Genomic DNA, 15,683 nt, shown 5'->3' on the forward strand with positions numbered 1-15,683 from the left:
TTCTCTAGTGTCAAACGTATCCGTACTGAGCGCTCCCGAGAAGACATACGAAGGTTTAGAAGTGCCTGTTTGCTACAGAGAGACGTGGACTTGGTAGTACCGACCGCAGCGTTCATCGCCTTCATCGGTGACTGTACGACCGCTGGCACCCCACTGTCGCCGCTCGAAGAAGCCGTCTGTACGGCCACTGGTCCGACCGGACTGGGTATCATCGCGGTGTACTCGTTTCTGATCGCGTTCATTCTCCCGCTTCCGAGCGAGGTCGTGCTGGTTCCGGCCGAAACCCTTCGACTTGGACTCTCCACAAACGGGAATCTGGTGGCGATTATCATCGTCAGTGGTCTGGGGAAGGCGTTTGGCAGTCTCGTCGCCTTCCATATCGGTCAGGAGGCAAAGGAGTACGGCCCGCTCGTTCGCCGAATCAAGCGCTCACGGTTCAACATCATCGAGTGGTCGGAAAAGAAAACGGTCCAGCTAGCACAGAAGTACGGGTACGTCGGTCTGGCGCTCGCGCTCTGTGTGCCGTTTTTCCCCGACACCATCTCTATCTACGCGTTCACCGTCCTCGAACGCGACTACTATCGGTTCGGCGCAGCGACGTTCTTCGGCAGTGCCGGACGGCTCGTCGTGACACTCGGGCTGGCAGGCGGTACGCTCGCGTTGCTGTGACCCCGGAGCGCGGCCACCACGCCGAAACCAACCCCCTTTTGACCCGTCGGTGGCACACGAACAGGTATGAGCAACGACGAGTTTCCGACGGACCAGCCGGCGGTCGTGACCTGTGGGTTGCCCTACGCGAACGGTGACTTGCACGTCGGCCACCTCAGGACGTATGTCGACGGAGACGCGCTGTCACGCGCTCTCCGACGGATCGGTCAGCAGACGGCGTTCGTTTCGGGATCGGACATGCACGGCACGCCAGTAGCGGTCAACGCCGCCGAAGCAGGCGTCGAGCCGCGAGAGTTCGCGCTTGACTTCCATGAGACCTACGCCGAGACGTTCCCGCAGTTCAACATCGAATTCGACAACTACGGGCACACCGACGACGAGACCAACGTCGAACTCACTCAGTCGTTCGTCCGCTCGTGGGTCGAAAACGACCACGTCCACGAGAAGGAAATAGAGGTCGCCTGGGACACCGAGGAGGACCAGCCCCTCCCCGACCGCTATGTTGAGGGGACCTGTCCCTACTGCGGGGAGCAGGCCCGCGGCGACGAGTGCGATGAGGGATGCCAGCGCCACCTCGAACCCGGCGAAATCGAGGACCCCGTCTCGACGCTGACCGGGAATCCCGCCGAGTACCGCACCCGCGAGCACAAGTTCCTCCGCCTCTCGGACTTCCAGGAGTATCTGCAGGACTTCCTCGACCGTCTCGAAGGGACCGACAACGCCCAGAACCAGCCCCGCGAGTGGATCGAGGGTGAACTGCAGGATCTCTGTATCACGCGGGACATGGACTGGGGCGTCGACTATCCCGAGGACGTCGACGGCGGGGAGGATCTGGTGCTGTACGTCTGGGTCGACGCACCTATCGAGTACGTCGCCTCGACGAAGCAGTACTCCGAGCGCGTCGGCGACGATGAGTACAACTGGGAACAGGTCTGGAAGGTCGACGGCGAAGAGCGCCACGATACCGAGTGGGACGACGACTGGAGCGAGGACAACGGCGAGATAATCCACGTCATCGGCCGTGACATCATCCAGCACCACGCCGTCTTCTGGCCCGCCATGCTGCGGGGCGCGGGCTACAACGAGCCCCGGGCCATCCTCGCGACCGGCTTCGTCGGCATCGACGGCAAGGCCCTCTCGACCTCGCGCAACCGCGCGGTCTGGGCCGACGAGTACCTGGAGGCCGGCTTCCACCCCGACCTGTTCCGGTACTACATCGCCACCGGCGCACAGATCGACACCGACGTGGACTTCTCCTGGGACCGCTTCCAGGAGCGGGTCAACGGCGAACTCGTCGGCAACGTCGGGAACTTCATCTACCGCTCGCTTTTGTTCGCCGAGCGCAACTACGACGGCACGCCCGACGCGCCCGTCAGCGACGACGTGCGCGAACGCATCGAGGCGGCCATCGACGACTTCGAGGCCGCCGTCCGCGAGTACGACGTGCGCGCCCTCGCCGAAATCGCCATCGAGCTGTCGAACTACGGCAACGAGTACATCCAGCGCAACGAGCCGTGGAACCTCGTCGACGACGACCCCGAGGAAGCCGAGCAGGTCATCCGCGACTGCGTCCAGCTGACGAAGGCCGTCGCGGTGCTCATCCAGCCCGTCCTGCCGGGCAAAGCCGAGCGCCTGTGGGGCCAGCTGGGCGAGCAGGGGTCGGTCGCCGACGTGACCCTCGACAGCGCGCTCGAAGCGCCGCCGGCCGAGTTCGGCGAGCCCGCGGAGCTGTTCGAGCAAGTCGAGGACGACCACATCGAGGCGCTGAACGAGGAGCTACAGGAGCGCGTTGAGGCGGCCGGCGACGACGAGTCCGAGGATGATGACGGCGAGGACGCCGGCGACGAAGCGGACGACGGGGATACAGACGCCGCCGACCTCCAGCCCCTCGTCGAGGACCGCATCAGCTTCGAGGACTTCGAGGGTGTCGACATGCGCGTCGGCGAGATTCGTAGCGCCGAGCCGGTCGAGGGCGCGGACAAGCTTCTCAAGTTAGCGGTCGATATCGGCCACGAGGTCCGGCAGGTCGTCGCCGGCCTCCGACAGCTCCACGACGCCGAGGACCTGCCCGGGACGCGGGTCATCCTGCTGGCGAACATGGAGAAAGCCGAGCTGTTCGGCATCGAATCCAACGGGATGGTGCTGGCCGCCGGCGACGAGGCGGACCTGCTGACGACGCACGAGGACGCCCCACTGGGGACCCGAATCAAGTAATCGCAGTCGCCAGCGCTTTTGTAGTCACGGCACGTACCGCGGACCATGGATGACGACGGGGCCGCACGAGACGATGCGGCCGCTACGGGTGATACGTTCACCGAGGAGTACGAACTGGCGACGGAAGCCGACGTTATTCAGCTCGAGGACGACCCAGATAGCGACGCGGCTGACGACGTGGAGGGCGCGGTCGCCGGCTCGCTCGCTCCGGACCTCGAGGTGACGCCCGACGCGCCGAAGCCTGAGAATGTCGTCTTCGTCGCGCTGGGGGTCTGTATCGCAATCCTCGCGCTCGGACGGATGTTCCTCGGGGCGGAGATGTACACACCGTCCGTACTCGGCGGCGTAGTCCTGTCCGTCGCGCTCGGAACCGCAGTACTGTACGGGTTCTTCGTCCGGACGAGCGACGCGTAACGCTACAGCAGTGCCGGGCGTGTCACGCCCGACCCCGACACTTAATCCTGCTCCGACACTAGGTGAGAGCATGGTGAATCCGCTGGCGACAGTTGCCCTGCTGCAGGCCGAACCACTGTTAGGTATGTCGCTCTCCATTCTGCTGTTTCTGGCCGGCGCGGGCCTCATCGTGGGCGAGGCGCTCGCCCCCGGAACCCACTTTTTCGTTCTCGGCGTGGCCCTGCTGACGGCAGGGCTGGTCGGGCTGTTCATTCCAGCAAGCCTCGGTATCCTCGCCCCACTCATCCTTACTGTCGTTGTCCTTGCAACGACAGCGGTCACGCTCTGGGGGTATCGAAAGCTCGACTTCGCCGCACCGGGCCGGGGCCAGACGCTCAGCTCTGACTCGCTTACGGGCCAGTTCGGAACGGTTACCGAGCGCGTAACCCGAAGCGACGGCGAGGTCAAACTGGAAGACGGCGGTTTCAATCCCTATTATCAGGCTCGCAGTTCCGGCGATCCCATCGAGGAGGGGACGGAAGTAATCGTCATCGACCCGGGCGGCGGGAACGTCCTGGAAGTCGAAGCGGTGGAGGCGGCAGGCGACGAAATCGACCGCGCGCTCGAACGTGACCGAAACCGGAGCGATGCGGACGCCGAGCCGGAGCGAGAGTCCGAGCGGGCGTAGGTGTGCAATTCGGTAGTTTGTGACAGGGACACCGAAGCCTTTTCATTGCGCGCTCCGGAGTTCTGATTGTCATGTTCCCCGCGACAGCACCGCTGCAAGGTCTGGGAGGACTCGTCGGTTTCGTTACCGTAATCTTCCTCCTGATCGCCATCGCGCTGGTGTACTCCAGCGTCGTGATCATCCGCCCGTACCAGAAAGGTGCCTACACGGTCCTTGGTACCTATCGCGGCGTCCTCGACCAGGGGATTCACTTCATCTATCCCTTTGTCTCCGACGTGACGCGGTTCGATATGCGTACCCAGACGCTTGACGTGCCGCGGCAAGAGGCTATCACCCGCGACAACTCGCCGGTGACCGCCGACGCCGTCGTCTACATCAAGGTGATGGACCCGAAGAAGGCGTTCCTCGAAGTCGACAACTACGAACGTGCCGTCTCCAACCTCGCCCAGACGACCCTTCGTGCCGTCCTAGGTGACATGGAACTGGACGACACGCTGAACAAGCGGGGTGAAATCAACGCCCGCATCCGGAAAGAGCTGGACGAACCCACCGACGAGTGGGGTGTCCGCGTCGAGAGCGTGGAGGTCCGCGAGGTCAACCCGTCCAAGGACGTCCAGCAGGCCATGGAGCAACAGACCTCCGCCGAGCGGAAACGCCGTGCCATGATTCTGGAAGCCCAGGGTGAACGGCGCTCCGCCATCGAGACGGCCGAAGGTGACAAGCAGTCTAACATCATCCGCGCACAGGGTGAGAAACAGAGCCAGATTCTGGAAGCACAGGGTGACGCAATTTCGACCGTCCTGCGTGCGAAATCCGCCGAGTCGATGGGCGAGCGCGCCGTCATCGACAAGGGGATGGAGACGCTCGCGGAAATCGGTCAGGGCGAGTCGACGAAGTTCATCCTCCCGCAGGAGCTTACCTCGCTGGTGGGCCGCTACGGCAAGCACCTCCAGGGCTCCGACGTGAAGGAGAACGGTCACTCGCTGGAAGCGCTTGACTTCGACGACGAGACCCGCGAGATGCTTGGTCTGGACGATATCGAGGAAATCCTCGGCCAGATCGACGAGGAAGCGCAGGTCGATGTCGAAGCGATGGAAGAGGAAGCCCAGAAGATCAAACACGGCGAAGACTCCGGCGTCGACAGCGCCGACGACGTCATTGAGGAGATGGACGCTGAGATAGACAACGACTCGGGCACGACTGACGTGGCCGGCGGTCCCGACGACACGACGCGAACGTCGGAAGTCGACAAAGACAACTAACTGAGAATCAGGCGAAGACGTTTTATTACCGACCCACCTTTTCGGTAGCAATGACGCGTGAGGGCGACGTGGACGAGGATAAACGAGCGACACTCCGTCGCTTTGCCGCCCTCGGTGCAGCAAGTCCGTTTGCCCGCTTCGGCGACAGCGGAAGCGAGAGCGACGCGCCCGACGCCATCGCCGGATACGTCTCGACACACCCCGGGACCCACTTCTCGAAGCTTCGTGACGACCTCAAACTCGGGACTGGTGAGGCCCAGCACCACCTCCACCGGCTGGAAAACGAGGCCGTCGTCACGTCACAGAAGGACGGCGACTACCGCAGGTACTTCCCGGCCGGGCAGTTCTCCGAGTTCGAACAGGTGGCGCTTGGCTACCTGCGGCGGTCCACGGCTCGCGGGATGCTCGTCACCCTGCTGCGCCGCCCGGACGCGACGGCGTCGGAACTGGCCACTGAACTGGACGTCTCACGGCCGACGGTGAGCAACTACGCCGCCGATCTGGAGGCCGCCGGGCTCCTGTCCAGAGAAGACGGCTACGCAGTTACGGAACCCGAAACCGTGCTGACACTGCTGATTCGGTACGCCGATTCGTTCGGCGACGATGTGGCCGCGTTAGCCGGCGAGGCCGACTCGCTACTGCGGTACGACCCGTGACGCTCGGGTCCCGGCTGTCAACCCAGCCGCGTCCGTCTCTCCCCCCTTCGACGATGCTTGTTATCTCGAACCTGGCCCCGCCCGCCTCGCTGTCGGTCACGCTCACATCCCATCCGTGGACGGCGGCGATGTCAGCGACGATTGCGAGGCCGAAGCCGGTGCCGTCGGACGCGGTCGAGTAGCCCGCTTCGAACACCGCGTCCCGCTCGTCCTCGGGGACGCCCGGCCCGTCGTCGGCGACGTAGAACCCGCTTTCGTCGTCGATGTCGCCGACGGTGACCGTCACGCCGTCGCCGTGCTCGACGACGGCGTCCGACTGGGGCGGCGTGGTGCTGTGTTCGACATCCCCATCCTGTCCCTGGGTGGGAAGGGATCCGTGTGCGACGCTGTTCCGGAACAGGTTCTCCAGCAGGCGACGCAGCCGCCGGGGGTCCGCGACGACGACGCTGTCGGTGTCGGTCTCTAAGGTCGCGTCCCCAGTTTCGACGGTCTGCCAGCAGGCGGTCGCGGCGGTGTGTAAGTCGACCGGCTCGGTGGTCGTCGCCTCGCGGCCGTCGCGTGCGAGCGTCAGGATGTCGTCGATGAGCGTCTGTATCCGCTGGTGGGCGCTGTCGATGCTGTCGAGATGGTCGTCGGTCCCTTCCTGACGGGCCAGTTCCAAGTGGCCCTGCGCGACCGTCAACGGCCCCTGAAGGTCGTGGCTGACGACGCTTGCGAAGGACTCGAGCCGGTCGTTCTGGACGCGGAGCCGGCGCTCACGTTCCTTCTGTTCGGTGATGTCCTGGATGAACCCCCGGACCGTGCGGCGTTCCGCGTCCTCGACTCGTTTGCCGCGGGTCCGGACCCACCGACAGTCGCCTGTCGCGGTGATGAGCCTGACTTCGAGGTCATACGGTTCCCCGTCTTCGAGGGCCGCATCGACGGCGTCCGCGACTGTCTCCCTGTCTTCGGGATGGTAGAACGACAGCCCACCTTCGACTGTCGGCTCGAAGTCGTCGTCGACCTCGTGGATGCGGCGGGTGCCCGCTGTCCAGGTCGACATCCCGCTTTCGTCGAACTCCCACGCGCCGAGGTCACCCAGTTCCTCCGCCTCGGCGAAAAAGTCCCGTAGCTGGGCGAGGTTCCGCTCGCGCTCGATACGCTCGGTGACCTCCTGACAGTGCGAGAAGATAGTGACGACATCGCCCGCGTCGTCGGTGACGAGGCGGTTGTGCCACTCGACCATGATACGCTCGCCGTCTTTCCGGACGTTCTCGTCGACGCTGTGGTAGCCGCCGCTGGCCTCACTGAGGGCAGAGGTGACCGCGTCGACGTCGTCGTAGCTGTCCGGACTCACGAACACCTCCCACGTCTCCCCGAGCAGTTCGTCTTCGGTGTAGCCGAATATCTCGGTGAGGGTGTCGTTGACCCGGACGATTTCGAAGTCGGAGTCGAACTCAACGAAGCCCAGCGGCGACTGGTCGATAAACAGCGACAGCCGGTCCGTGCTCTCTTCGAGGGCGCGCTGTGACCGGTACTGTTGGACGGCGTTGGTGATGCGGTTGGCCAGAAGTGCGTAGTGGCTGGTGTCAGACGTCTTCTGCAGGTAGTCGGTGACGCCAGCCGAAATAGCATCCCCGGCGACTGCTTCGCTGCCTCGGCCCGTGTACAGAATAAAGGGTAGCTCCGGGTACGCCTCGCGGACGGATTCAAGGAGGTCGATGCCGCTTTCGCCGGGCATCTCGTAGTCCGAGACGATGCAGTCGAACGTCGCCGATTCGAGTCGGGCCAGCCCCTCCGATGCACTCGTCGCGGTCTCGATGTCGAACGCGGCCCGCTCTCGTTCGAGAAACGCCGCCGTCGTCTCCGCGTACTGCAGGTCGTCGTCGACGTGGAGGACTCGAATCGGGGAACCAGCCTCTCCCATTACTGGGTCCGACTATGCCGTCAACTGTTATGAATATGCACATTCAGCTCGGCAGACAGAAGCATGCATCTCAAGGGGTCGTGACTGACGGAAAAGTGAGCGACGACACCGAACCGTCTCTGCGCGGGGGACAGTACCGCTCGTTCGGCGGAGTCCGGGCTTACGCTTCGACCATCCACGTCGTCGAGGAGGAGTAGCCCCACTTCTCGACGGCCACGTCGTGGTCGCCGTCGGCGATTGCGGTCATGTTCGTGCCGACTTCCTTCGCCGAGAGCCCGAGTTCGTCGCCGATAAGCCGGGACTTGAAATACGTCTGGTCGTCAGCATTGGAACGGAGATACTCCAGAATACGTCGCTGCTTGTCCGAGAGCGGACTGTCGGTGGGTTGTGCGGTGGCGCTCATTAGTACAGTTACTAGCAGCACCGAGACACCCTTATTGGATTTGGTACAGACGGTTAACGGCCCGTAGTCTTGCGGTTTTCTCTCATTCGAAGCGGACATACTGCCGCGAGTTGGGCCACGCGACAGTCGGTTGGTACAGGCGGGAAACACCGCGGTCGCTCGCTCCGGCAGTTCTTTAGTAATGGGCCGTTTTGTGGCCGAACGGAGGTCTATCACATTGGAAATCTCGGATCAACTGCTGTGTCTGTTCAGTGCCGATATCCGCAGCGAGGGGGACCGGTACGTCGTAGAGATCCCTCGTCGAGAGGTCGAGACGGGCGCAGTCGACTCGGGCAGTACCTACCGCGTTGCGCTTATCTCCGCAGACGAGGGGACAGAGGCGGACGAGGAGACAGTGGCGGAGACGCCACCGGATCAGCCACAACCGCCGGTCGAACCGGGTGAGACGCGCTACGTCGAGATTGAAGACATCGGCAAGCAGGGCGACGGCATCGCCCGCGTCGAGCGCGGCTATGTCATCATCGTTCCGGGAGCCGAAATCGACGAACGTGTCAAGATCGAAGTGACCGAGGTCAAGTCGAACTTCGCAGTCGGCGAAATCATCGACGACGTGTGACGCTACTCGTAGGGGCTGCCGTCGGGGCGCTTGGCTCCTTCGGAGTCGTGGACGACGACCTGTCCGGCTGACTGGTCGACGGGCCGGTAGTTGTCGCGGACGCCGATTGCTTCCGTCAGTTCTCGAACGGCGCGCTCCTTGAGCGCTGCTGCCAACTCCTCGGCGTCGGCTCTGGACATATCCCGACCGAGCCCCTCACATTCGTGGGCCCGGACCATCCCCGCCTCGTCGACGGCTTCGCCCATCGGCTGGCTCGTCCCGCCGAGCGCGACGCTGAACGGGTAGGTCCGGCAAATGAGCGGGCGGTCAGCGTGGACCGTACAGGCACCCGTGCCGCCGTCCTCAGCGTAGAACGTACAGTCGCCGCAGTCATCGGTCTGGAGCGCCCACTCAAACGTCTCGCCTTCGGGGCCGTCAGGGCCGTCAGCCAGTCCGTACGGCATCGGTCGAGCCACGTCGCGGAAGTCGTACTCCCCGGTCGCCTGTAGCTGCCGGATCTCGTCGGGAAACACCGTCGCAGTGTGGGGTTCAGCATCGGTTTCAGCGGACTTGGGCTGCTCGTCGGACCCATCGGGTCCGTCACTCGCGCCACCCGCACTACACGCTGACTCGGCCTTGCAGCAGGCTCCACAGCGGGTGCATTCGAACCCGATCGTCTCGATTGCGTCGGCCAAGTCCGACTCGTCGAGGGCACGGGCCCGTTCAAGTTCGGTTTCCAAGGAGTCCACAGCATCGCTAGCGGGCCGACGGGCAAAAAGGCGTCACTCCGCCGGGTTCGGCACGGCCCGGTCGCCGTCCCACGAGAGCACGCCTTCGACAGCGAGTTTCTCAATGTGGGCCAGCACCGTCGCGCGGGCCAGGTCGCGCACGCCGGTGAGGTCCTTTTCGTAGGCGGCGTTGAGGATTTCGTCCAGCGTAGTGGCGCCGTGGTCGACAGCGTCCCGAACACGCCGCTCACGCTCCAGTCGGTGATTGATGAGTCGTGCACAGGTCTCCCGTGGCGTCTCGATACGCGGGCCGTGACCCGGTAACAGCACGTCGGGGTTTCTGGCGTGGAGGCGGCGCAGTGACGCGAGATAGGCCCGAACGTCGCCCTCGGGTGCACCGACGACGACGCTGCCCTCAGCGACGGCGAGGTCGCCGGAGACGACGGCCCCGTCTGTTGCGAAGGCAACGTGCTCCGGCGCGTGTCCCGGCGTATCGATGACGGTCACTGGGCCGGCATCAGTCGGAATCGTCGTCCCTCCGCTGAACAGTCTGTCCGGGGAAACGCCGGTCGTAGCTTCAAACGCGCCTGCTCGACCGTGGCGCGCCCACACCGTCGCGCCCGTCTCTCCGGCGTAGTGTGCAACGGCACCAGCGTGGTCAGGGTGATGGTGCGTGAGCGCAATGTGTGCGAGGGTGCGGTCGCTGAGAAGCGAATCGAGCGCATCGTTCGTCGCCGCAGGGTCCACGAGAAGCGCCGCCTCGTCGCCACAAACGTATGCCGCCGTGTTGCCAGTTGGTGCCCGTGTCGAGACGGGTACGTCGGCCCGCTGCCAGTTCATGCCGGCCGGTCAGACCGTGAGGAAATAAACCTGTTTGCGTGCGTCGGTGAAACTATACCGCGAGTCTACCAGATCAGACTCCTCCAGCCGGTTCAGGGCATACCTGACAGTACGGTCCGGGAGCAGCGAGTTCTCGGCCAGGTCGCCCTGTGACAACGGAGCATCGTCTTCCAGCACCTTCGCGACGAGCTTCGCGCTCGGCGGGAGTTCACGCAGCGTGTCGCGGAACTCCTCATCGGTGAACGGTGCCGGTGCAGCGTTTTCAGTTAATGCGCTCATAGTGGCTGATATTCCAGACTTACTGGTAAAACTTGGCTATATGCATGACCAAACAATACAGATTCTATGAAGTGTTTAATGTGTCCTTATACAAAACCGCCATCGTGCGGTTCCGGCCGGTAGCAGGAATACGTGCCCGGAACTTTCAGGGCCAGGAGTGTGGCCGGTTCCGGATGGACTGGAAAACAACCCGACCGATGAAAGGGGATTCCAGTATCGTTTTATCCCCCGCGGGGTGAGCAATACACCGTGAAAGGGCAGGAGTGGTATCAGGCCGACACCGTGGCCGAAGAGTACGAGGCCAAGCGGTTCTCCCGTGGTGGTCGGCTGATCGACCGACGCGAGAAGCAGGCCGTCCTCGACGCAATCGGCCCCGTGGCCGATAAGGACGTATTAGAGGTAGCTTGCGGGACCGGCCGGTTCACTGTGATGCTGGCCGAGCGCGGCGCGAATATCACCGGGCTGGACATCTCGGGACCGATGCTCCAGCAGGGCCGTGAGAAAGCACAGGCGACCGGTGTCGACGACCACGTGGAGTTCATGCGGGGCGATGCCGCCCGACTCCCGTTCCCGGACGACCATTTCGACACTGTGTTTGCGATGCGCTTTTTCCATCTGGCGGACACACCTGCGGCGTTTCTCGCGGAGATGCGCCGCGTCTCGAAGGAGCAGGTTTTCTTTGATACGTTCAACCGGTTTTCCACCCGGTCGATATACAACTGGGCGCTCCCGATGGGGTCGCGGCTCTACTCCCGCTGGGAGATCGACCGGCTGTTAGACGGGGCCGGACTGGAACTGACCGACGCGAACCACGACTGGCTCCTTCCGTACGGGTTTTATCGGAAGATTCCGAACGAACTGGCCGCCTCGTTCCGCTCGCTCGATACGGCGCTTGGCGGCACACCGCTCGGCGAAAAGTTGGCGTCGGTGTCGTACTGGAACACCCACGTGTAGCGCATCGCCGCTCAAACGCTCCCGGTTTTGTAGCGGAGAGTTCGCGTCCGCCTCCCGCGACTTTTAAGCGCCTTCGCCGTCCTACCCAGAGGTATGGATATCTCGGTAGTGGTCCCGACGTTGAACGGCCGGGAAGAGCTGGCCGGCTGTCTGGACGCACTCACCGAGCAGGTTCCGGATGCGGAAGTAATCGTCGTCAACGGCCCGTCAGCCGACGGGACGACTGGCATGATCCGCGACCGGGACGACGTGTCTATTCTCGTCGAAATCGCCGACCGCTCGGTGACAGTCGCCCGCAACGCTGGCATCGACCGGGCGACGGGGGACGTTATCGCGCTCGTCCATCAGTCGCTCTCAGTCGAGTCCGGCTGGGCTGACGCCGTGAGAGACGGGCTTTCGGGGACCGCGCAAGCCATCACCGGACCGACACACCAGCAACTGTGGGCCGGGATGACGACCGAAACAGAAGAAACACGGACGATAGCCGGCCGCGACGTGACGTATTTCAACCCCGGCAACGTCGCGTTCGATGCCGAGGTACTGGAAGCACTGGACGGATTCGACGAGTATCTGAATGTCGGCAGCGCCCGGGACTTCGCACACCGGATGGCCGCCAGTGAGTACGGTGTCGACTGGAGCACAAAAATGTGTGTCAGCCGCGAGTTCGAGGCCGACGGCGGCATCGCAGAGACCGACTGGAACTGGAAGTACCGCTCGCTCGCGTATCGACTTGTGAAAAACTACAACGTCCGGCCGACTGTGGTGCGGCGACTCCTCAGCCACGCGATCGGTGACGCGAAAGACGCGCTGGTCGATGTCGTGCGCGGGGAGACGACGCCGTCGCAGTGGCTCGGCAACGGGCAGGACGTGTTCGGCGGCGTCGGGTCGGGAATCGTCGACGGAGTCAGGGCACGCGTGACCGACCGGACACTCCGCCGGAATCCGAACGGTCGGTCCGCGCGTGCGGACCGCGCAGTGACTGTGTACGACTGGCGGTAACCCACGACTGTCGCCCGTTCTACCGGTGTGGCGGCTGCCGGCGATCAGGGCGCCAGCGCTTCGATGACGCGGTTTGGATTGTTCGAGAACACCTTGCGCATCGCGTCTTCGGGGACATCCAGTGTCAGAATCTCCATGACAGCCACGTTCGGGTGAACGCTGGGGACGCCGCTCCCGAAGAGAACACGGTCAGGATGTTCCAGAACCGCCCGTTCCATCGGCCCCCGGTAGCGGACCGCGCTGGTGTCGAGATACAGATTGTCGTGGGCCGCCAGTAGGTCGATGGCTCGTTCCATCAGGTCCTGCCGAAGTGGATGCGCGCCGAAGTGTGAGAGAATGACCGGGAAGTCGTACGATAGCAGCGATTCGGCGACAGTTTCGGGCGGGAACCCTTCGCCGCCGTGGACGATAACGGGCAGCGACACTGACTCCAGTTCTGCGAGGACTTCGTCATCGGGTAGCCCGTCGGTCGGTGGATGGAGCTTGAAGCCGTAGAACCGGTCGTCGTAGGCGTACTGTTCGATGTCCGCAGGCGAGGTATGGTCATCTGTGCGACTACTTGCGAGGTTGCGAAGCGCCGACCCGGGGCCGGACCCCGGGTCCCGAGCGCCGTTGACTCTGGCGAAGGCGACCATCGGTCGCTCGACGGTCATCCGGGCGACGGCGTTGTTCGCTTTCAGATACGACCCGTCTCGCTCGCCAGGGAAGACGACGGAGCGGACGACGCCGGCCTGGTGCATCTCCCGTTCCAGTTGCTCCGGGTCACCCATGCCGTCTCGGGGCCGGCGCTGCTCGTCGGGTTCCAGCCGTGCGTGCACGTCGACGACCCGAAAGCCGTGCTCCAGCTCTAGCATCTACTATACGGTGTGTATAGACCCATATTAAAAGATGTGTAGGTCCGGCCAGGATTACAGAGACAGGAACCGCGCTGTCGCCCAACGAGCGGTCTGCGCCGTTAGAAAGTTTTATATAGAACCGCTTGCCTTGTCTTAAGTGAGGTTCAACACATATGTCATCTGGCCAGCGACGCATGGGCGGCCAGCCTCTTTTCATCCTTGATGAGGACGCCCAGCGCACACACGGAAAGGACGCACAGTCATCGAACATCTCCGCCGGAAAGGCCGTAAGCGAGTCCGTACGGACCACGCTCGGTCCCCGCGGCATGGACAAGATGCTCGTCTCCGACGACGGTGATGTGGTCATCACCAACGACGGGGCGACCATCCTTTCCGAGATGGATATCGAACACCCCGCGGCCCAGATGATCGTCGAGGTCGCCCAGACCCAGGAGGACGAAGTGGGCGACGGAACGACGACCGCGTCCGTGCTGGCCGGGGAACTGCTGACGAAAGGCGAGGACCTGCTCGACGACGACGTCCACCCGACGACAATCGTCGAGGGATACTCCGCTGCCGCCGAACTCGCACAGGAGGCCATCAACGAGATCGTCCTCGATGTCGACCTCGACGACGAGACGCTCGTCGAGGTCGCCGAATCATCGATGACCGGCAAGGGCACTGGTGATGTCGAGGCCGAGAAACTCGCCGAAGTCGTCGTCGACGCCGTCCGTCACGCCAAGAGCGACAACGGCGTTCGCCGGGACAACATCGAAGTCCACACCCAGACGGGTGCGGCTTCCTCCGCGACCAAGCTCGTCGAAGGCGTCATCGTTGACGAGACGGCCGTCCACGACAACATGCCGTCCTCGGTCGAGAACGCGTCCATCGCGGTCATCGACACCGAGCTCGACGTCCGCGAGAGCAACATCGACGCCGAGTACAACGTCTCTAGCGTCGACCAGCTCAACGCCGCACTCGACGCCGAAGAGAGCGAACTGCAGGGCTACGCCGAGGAAGTCGTCGAGAGCGGCGCTGACGTCGCCTTCGTCACCGAGGACGTCGCCGACCGCGTCGCCTCCCAGCTCGCCAAGGAAGGCGTCTTCGTCGCCGACAGCATCAGCTCCTCGACCGCGAAGGACATCGTTGAGGCGACCGGCGCAAAGCGCGTCGGCTCCCTCGAAGCTCTTGATGAGGACGCGCTCGGCCACGCTGACAGTGTCGACGTGGAAAAGCAGGGCGACGACGACGTGACGTTCATTACCGGCGGCGCGACCGCCGAGTCCGTCACAGTTATCGCTCGCGGCTCCACCGAACACGTCGTCGACGAACTCGAACGCGCGCTCAACGACGCGCTCGACGTGGTCATCGCCGCGCTCGACGCTGGCGGTGTGGTCCCCGGCGCAGGCGCCACGGAGATTGCCATCGCCGACCACATCCGCTCCGAAGCGGCGTCAATCGAGGGCCGCAAGCAGCTCGCCGTCGAAGCGTTCGCCGACGCTGTCGACGTCCTGCCCCGCACGCTCGCCGAGAACACGGGTCTCGATGCCATTGACGCGCTCGTCGACCTCCGCGCCGAACACGAGAGCGAGGGCATCGCTGGCGTCATCAGCGAAGGCCAGACTGGTGTCGTTGCTGACCCCGTCGAGTACGGCATCCTCGACCCCGCCGCTGTCAAGCGCGAAGCGGTCGACTCCGCCACCGAGGCGGCGACGATGATCGTCCGCATCGACGACGTTATTTCGTCGAGCTAAGCTGGTTTAGACGTCAAACCTGTTTTCTTTTGACCGCGCCAGAGAGCGGCGCGACCGCTGTAGAAACCACCGCTCAGTCGCCGCTGGGCTCGACAGAAAGCGTCAGCGTCGCATCGGCCCCGTCAGCGAGCGCTTCGACGAGGTCCCGGTCCACGTCGCCGGCCGCCGCGTCGGCGTTTACCATCACAGTCCGGTCATCGACGTAGTCGCTCGTCCGCAGGACGTGGCTCCGGTCGTTCTCGAAGGAGAGGTCTGGATGGCCGGTTCCGGTCACGGTAACAGTGTGGTCACCAGCCTCGATAATCGCCGTAATCGTCGCGTCGGCGTCCTGGCAGGCCGCTACGAACTTCTCATCGAAGTCGGCGGGGACGCGGTCAGCTTCGATAGCTAGAATGCAGTCACCGGCCGGTGTCAGAAAGTCGTCGCTCGTCACTTCTAGCGTGCTCGCGTGCTCGCCGGCGACGTTCTCGTGGCCCTGTGCGTGGACCACTTCTTCGAGTGTCATAC

17 protein-coding genes are annotated in these 15,683 nt (G+C 63.8%); 10 read left to right on the plus strand and 7 right to left on the minus strand.

Annotated elements, in window-relative coordinates; translation table 11 throughout:
• Positions 1 to 84 precede the first annotated feature (84 nt).
• The 6 genes from DVK00_RS02180 to DVK00_RS02205 all read left to right on the plus strand — a co-directional run bounded on the left by DVK00_RS02180 (position 85) and on the right by DVK00_RS02205 (position 5,882).
• The gene (locus tag DVK00_RS02180; protein WP_053967496.1) at positions 85 to 669 is read left to right on the plus strand and encodes a YqaA family protein; all 585 of its coding nucleotides are present in this window, start codon (positions 85 to 87) and stop codon (positions 667 to 669) included.
• A gap of 66 nt (positions 670 to 735) precedes the next feature.
• Positions 736 to 2,883, plus strand: coding sequence for a methionine--tRNA ligase (gene metG / locus DVK00_RS02185; RefSeq protein ID WP_121577160.1), 2,148 nt, complete (start codon positions 736 to 738; stop codon positions 2,881 to 2,883).
• A 45-nt stretch (positions 2,884 to 2,928) separates the two neighbouring features.
• Positions 2,929 to 3,297, plus strand: coding sequence for a hypothetical protein (locus tag DVK00_RS02190; protein ID WP_101350733.1), 369 nt, complete (start codon positions 2,929 to 2,931; stop codon positions 3,295 to 3,297).
• Positions 3,298 to 3,367: 70 nt separating this feature from the next.
• Positions 3,368 to 3,964: an NfeD family protein gene (locus DVK00_RS02195; RefSeq protein WP_101350734.1), complete on the plus strand. Its 597-nt coding sequence runs from the start codon at positions 3,368 to 3,370 to the stop codon at positions 3,962 to 3,964.
• 71 nt (positions 3,965 to 4,035) lie between these two features.
• Positions 4,036 to 5,226: an SPFH domain-containing protein gene (locus DVK00_RS02200; protein ID WP_053967492.1), complete on the plus strand. Its 1,191-nt coding sequence runs from the start codon at positions 4,036 to 4,038 to the stop codon at positions 5,224 to 5,226.
• Positions 5,227 to 5,276: 50 nt separating this feature from the next.
• The gene (locus DVK00_RS02205) at positions 5,277 to 5,882 is read left to right on the plus strand and encodes a MarR family transcriptional regulator (RefSeq protein ID WP_101350735.1); all 606 of its coding nucleotides are present in this window, start codon (positions 5,277 to 5,279) and stop codon (positions 5,880 to 5,882) included.
• Here DVK00_RS02205 and DVK00_RS02210 read toward each other — a convergent pair.
• Positions 5,770 to 7,788, minus strand: a complete 2,019-nt coding sequence (locus DVK00_RS02210; protein ID WP_121577161.1) for a hybrid sensor histidine kinase/response regulator — start codon at positions 7,786 to 7,788, stop codon at positions 5,770 to 5,772. The genes DVK00_RS02205 and DVK00_RS02210 overlap by 113 nt on opposite strands.
• A 160-nt stretch (positions 7,789 to 7,948) precedes the next feature.
• Positions 7,949 to 8,191, minus strand: coding sequence for a hypothetical protein (locus DVK00_RS02215; RefSeq protein WP_101350737.1), 243 nt, complete (start codon positions 8,189 to 8,191; stop codon positions 7,949 to 7,951).
• Between the two features lie 217 nt (positions 8,192 to 8,408).
• Here DVK00_RS02215 and DVK00_RS02220 point away from each other — a divergent pair, with 217 nt between their 5' ends.
• Positions 8,409 to 8,807 (plus strand): TRAM domain-containing protein, encoded by a 399-nt coding sequence (locus tag DVK00_RS02220; protein WP_101350738.1) that lies wholly within the window; start codon positions 8,409 to 8,411, stop codon positions 8,805 to 8,807.
• A 2-nt stretch (positions 8,808 to 8,809) separates the two neighbouring features.
• On the opposite strand, the gene DVK00_RS02225 is transcribed toward DVK00_RS02220, so the two are convergent.
• Genes DVK00_RS02225 through DVK00_RS02235 form a run of 3 tightly spaced genes read right to left on the minus strand, consistent with a single transcriptional unit; the run spans position 8,810 to position 10,633 of the window.
• A complete protein-coding gene (locus tag DVK00_RS02225; RefSeq protein ID WP_121577162.1) occupies positions 8,810 to 9,535 on the minus strand; it encodes a YkgJ family cysteine cluster protein in 726 nt (241 codons plus the stop codon).
• A gap of 33 nt (positions 9,536 to 9,568) precedes the next feature.
• Entirely contained in the window at positions 9,569 to 10,354 is a 786-nt protein-coding gene (locus tag DVK00_RS02230; RefSeq protein WP_121577163.1) for an MBL fold metallo-hydrolase, read from the minus strand.
• Between the two features lie 9 nt (positions 10,355 to 10,363).
• The gene (locus tag DVK00_RS02235) at positions 10,364 to 10,633 is read right to left on the minus strand and encodes a helix-turn-helix domain-containing protein (protein ID WP_005537824.1); all 270 of its coding nucleotides are present in this window, start codon (positions 10,631 to 10,633) and stop codon (positions 10,364 to 10,366) included.
• A 249-nt stretch (positions 10,634 to 10,882) separates the two neighbouring features.
• On the opposite strand from DVK00_RS02235, the gene DVK00_RS02240 reads away from it, so the two are divergent.
• Positions 10,883 to 11,587, plus strand: coding sequence for a class I SAM-dependent methyltransferase (locus DVK00_RS02240; RefSeq protein WP_004517150.1), 705 nt, complete (start codon positions 10,883 to 10,885; stop codon positions 11,585 to 11,587).
• A 93-nt stretch (positions 11,588 to 11,680) separates the two neighbouring features.
• Positions 11,681 to 12,586: a glycosyltransferase family 2 protein gene (locus DVK00_RS02245; protein ID WP_101350741.1), complete on the plus strand. Its 906-nt coding sequence runs from the start codon at positions 11,681 to 11,683 to the stop codon at positions 12,584 to 12,586.
• A gap of 44 nt (positions 12,587 to 12,630) precedes the next feature.
• Here DVK00_RS02245 and DVK00_RS02250 read toward each other — a convergent pair whose 3' ends face one another.
• The gene (locus tag DVK00_RS02250) at positions 12,631 to 13,440 is read right to left on the minus strand and encodes an amidohydrolase family protein (RefSeq protein ID WP_101350742.1); all 810 of its coding nucleotides are present in this window, start codon (positions 13,438 to 13,440) and stop codon (positions 12,631 to 12,633) included.
• A 176-nt stretch (positions 13,441 to 13,616) separates the two neighbouring features.
• Between DVK00_RS02250 and thsA the strand changes: the two genes are divergently transcribed.
• Positions 13,617 to 15,176, plus strand: a complete 1,560-nt coding sequence (gene thsA / locus DVK00_RS02255; protein WP_101350743.1) for a thermosome subunit alpha — start codon at positions 13,617 to 13,619, stop codon at positions 15,174 to 15,176.
• A gap of 73 nt (positions 15,177 to 15,249) precedes the next feature.
• Here the strand turns inward: thsA and DVK00_RS02260 are convergent, their stop codons facing one another.
• Positions 15,250 to 15,681: a DUF371 domain-containing protein gene (locus tag DVK00_RS02260; RefSeq protein ID WP_101350744.1), complete on the minus strand. Its 432-nt coding sequence runs from the start codon at positions 15,679 to 15,681 to the stop codon at positions 15,250 to 15,252.
• Between the last annotated feature and the right edge of the window lie 2 nt (positions 15,682 to 15,683).

Source organism: Haloarcula sp. Atlit-47R, from assembly GCF_003665985.1.
Lineage (GTDB): Archaea > Halobacteriota > Halobacteria > Halobacteriales > Haloarculaceae > Haloarcula > Haloarcula taiwanensis.

What these genes read in the sequence shown, in the direction of transcription:
- DVK00_RS02235 (WP_005537824.1), bottom strand. Translation starts at nt 10,633, where the DNA reads ATGAGCGCATTAACTGAAAACGCTGCACCGGCACCGTTCACCGATGAG.
- thsA (WP_101350743.1), top strand. Translation starts at nt 13,617, where the DNA reads ATGGGCGGCCAGCCTCTTTTCATCCTTGATGAGGACGCCCAGCGCACA.
- DVK00_RS02210 (WP_121577161.1), bottom strand. Translation starts at nt 7,788, where the DNA reads ATGGGAGAGGCTGGTTCCCCGATTCGAGTCCTCCACGTCGACGACGAC.
- DVK00_RS02200 (WP_053967492.1), top strand. Translation starts at nt 4,036, where the DNA reads ATGTTCCCCGCGACAGCACCGCTGCAAGGTCTGGGAGGACTCGTCGGT.
- DVK00_RS02245 (WP_101350741.1), top strand. Translation starts at nt 11,681, where the DNA reads ATGGATATCTCGGTAGTGGTCCCGACGTTGAACGGCCGGGAAGAGCTG.
- DVK00_RS02195 (WP_101350734.1), top strand. Translation starts at nt 3,368, where the DNA reads ATGGTGAATCCGCTGGCGACAGTTGCCCTGCTGCAGGCCGAACCACTG.
- DVK00_RS02250 (WP_101350742.1), bottom strand. Translation starts at nt 13,440, where the DNA reads ATGCTAGAGCTGGAGCACGGCTTTCGGGTCGTCGACGTGCACGCACGG.
- DVK00_RS02260 (WP_101350744.1), bottom strand. Translation starts at nt 15,681, where the DNA reads ATGACACTCGAAGAAGTGGTCCACGCACAGGGCCACGAGAACGTCGCC.
- metG (WP_121577160.1), top strand. Translation starts at nt 736, where the DNA reads ATGAGCAACGACGAGTTTCCGACGGACCAGCCGGCGGTCGTGACCTGT.
- DVK00_RS02230 (WP_121577163.1), bottom strand. Translation starts at nt 10,354, where the DNA reads ATGAACTGGCAGCGGGCCGACGTACCCGTCTCGACACGGGCACCAACT.
- DVK00_RS02190 (WP_101350733.1), top strand. Translation starts at nt 2,929, where the DNA reads ATGGATGACGACGGGGCCGCACGAGACGATGCGGCCGCTACGGGTGAT.
- DVK00_RS02205 (WP_101350735.1), top strand. Translation starts at nt 5,277, where the DNA reads ATGACGCGTGAGGGCGACGTGGACGAGGATAAACGAGCGACACTCCGT.
- DVK00_RS02215 (WP_101350737.1), bottom strand. Translation starts at nt 8,191, where the DNA reads ATGAGCGCCACCGCACAACCCACCGACAGTCCGCTCTCGGACAAGCAG.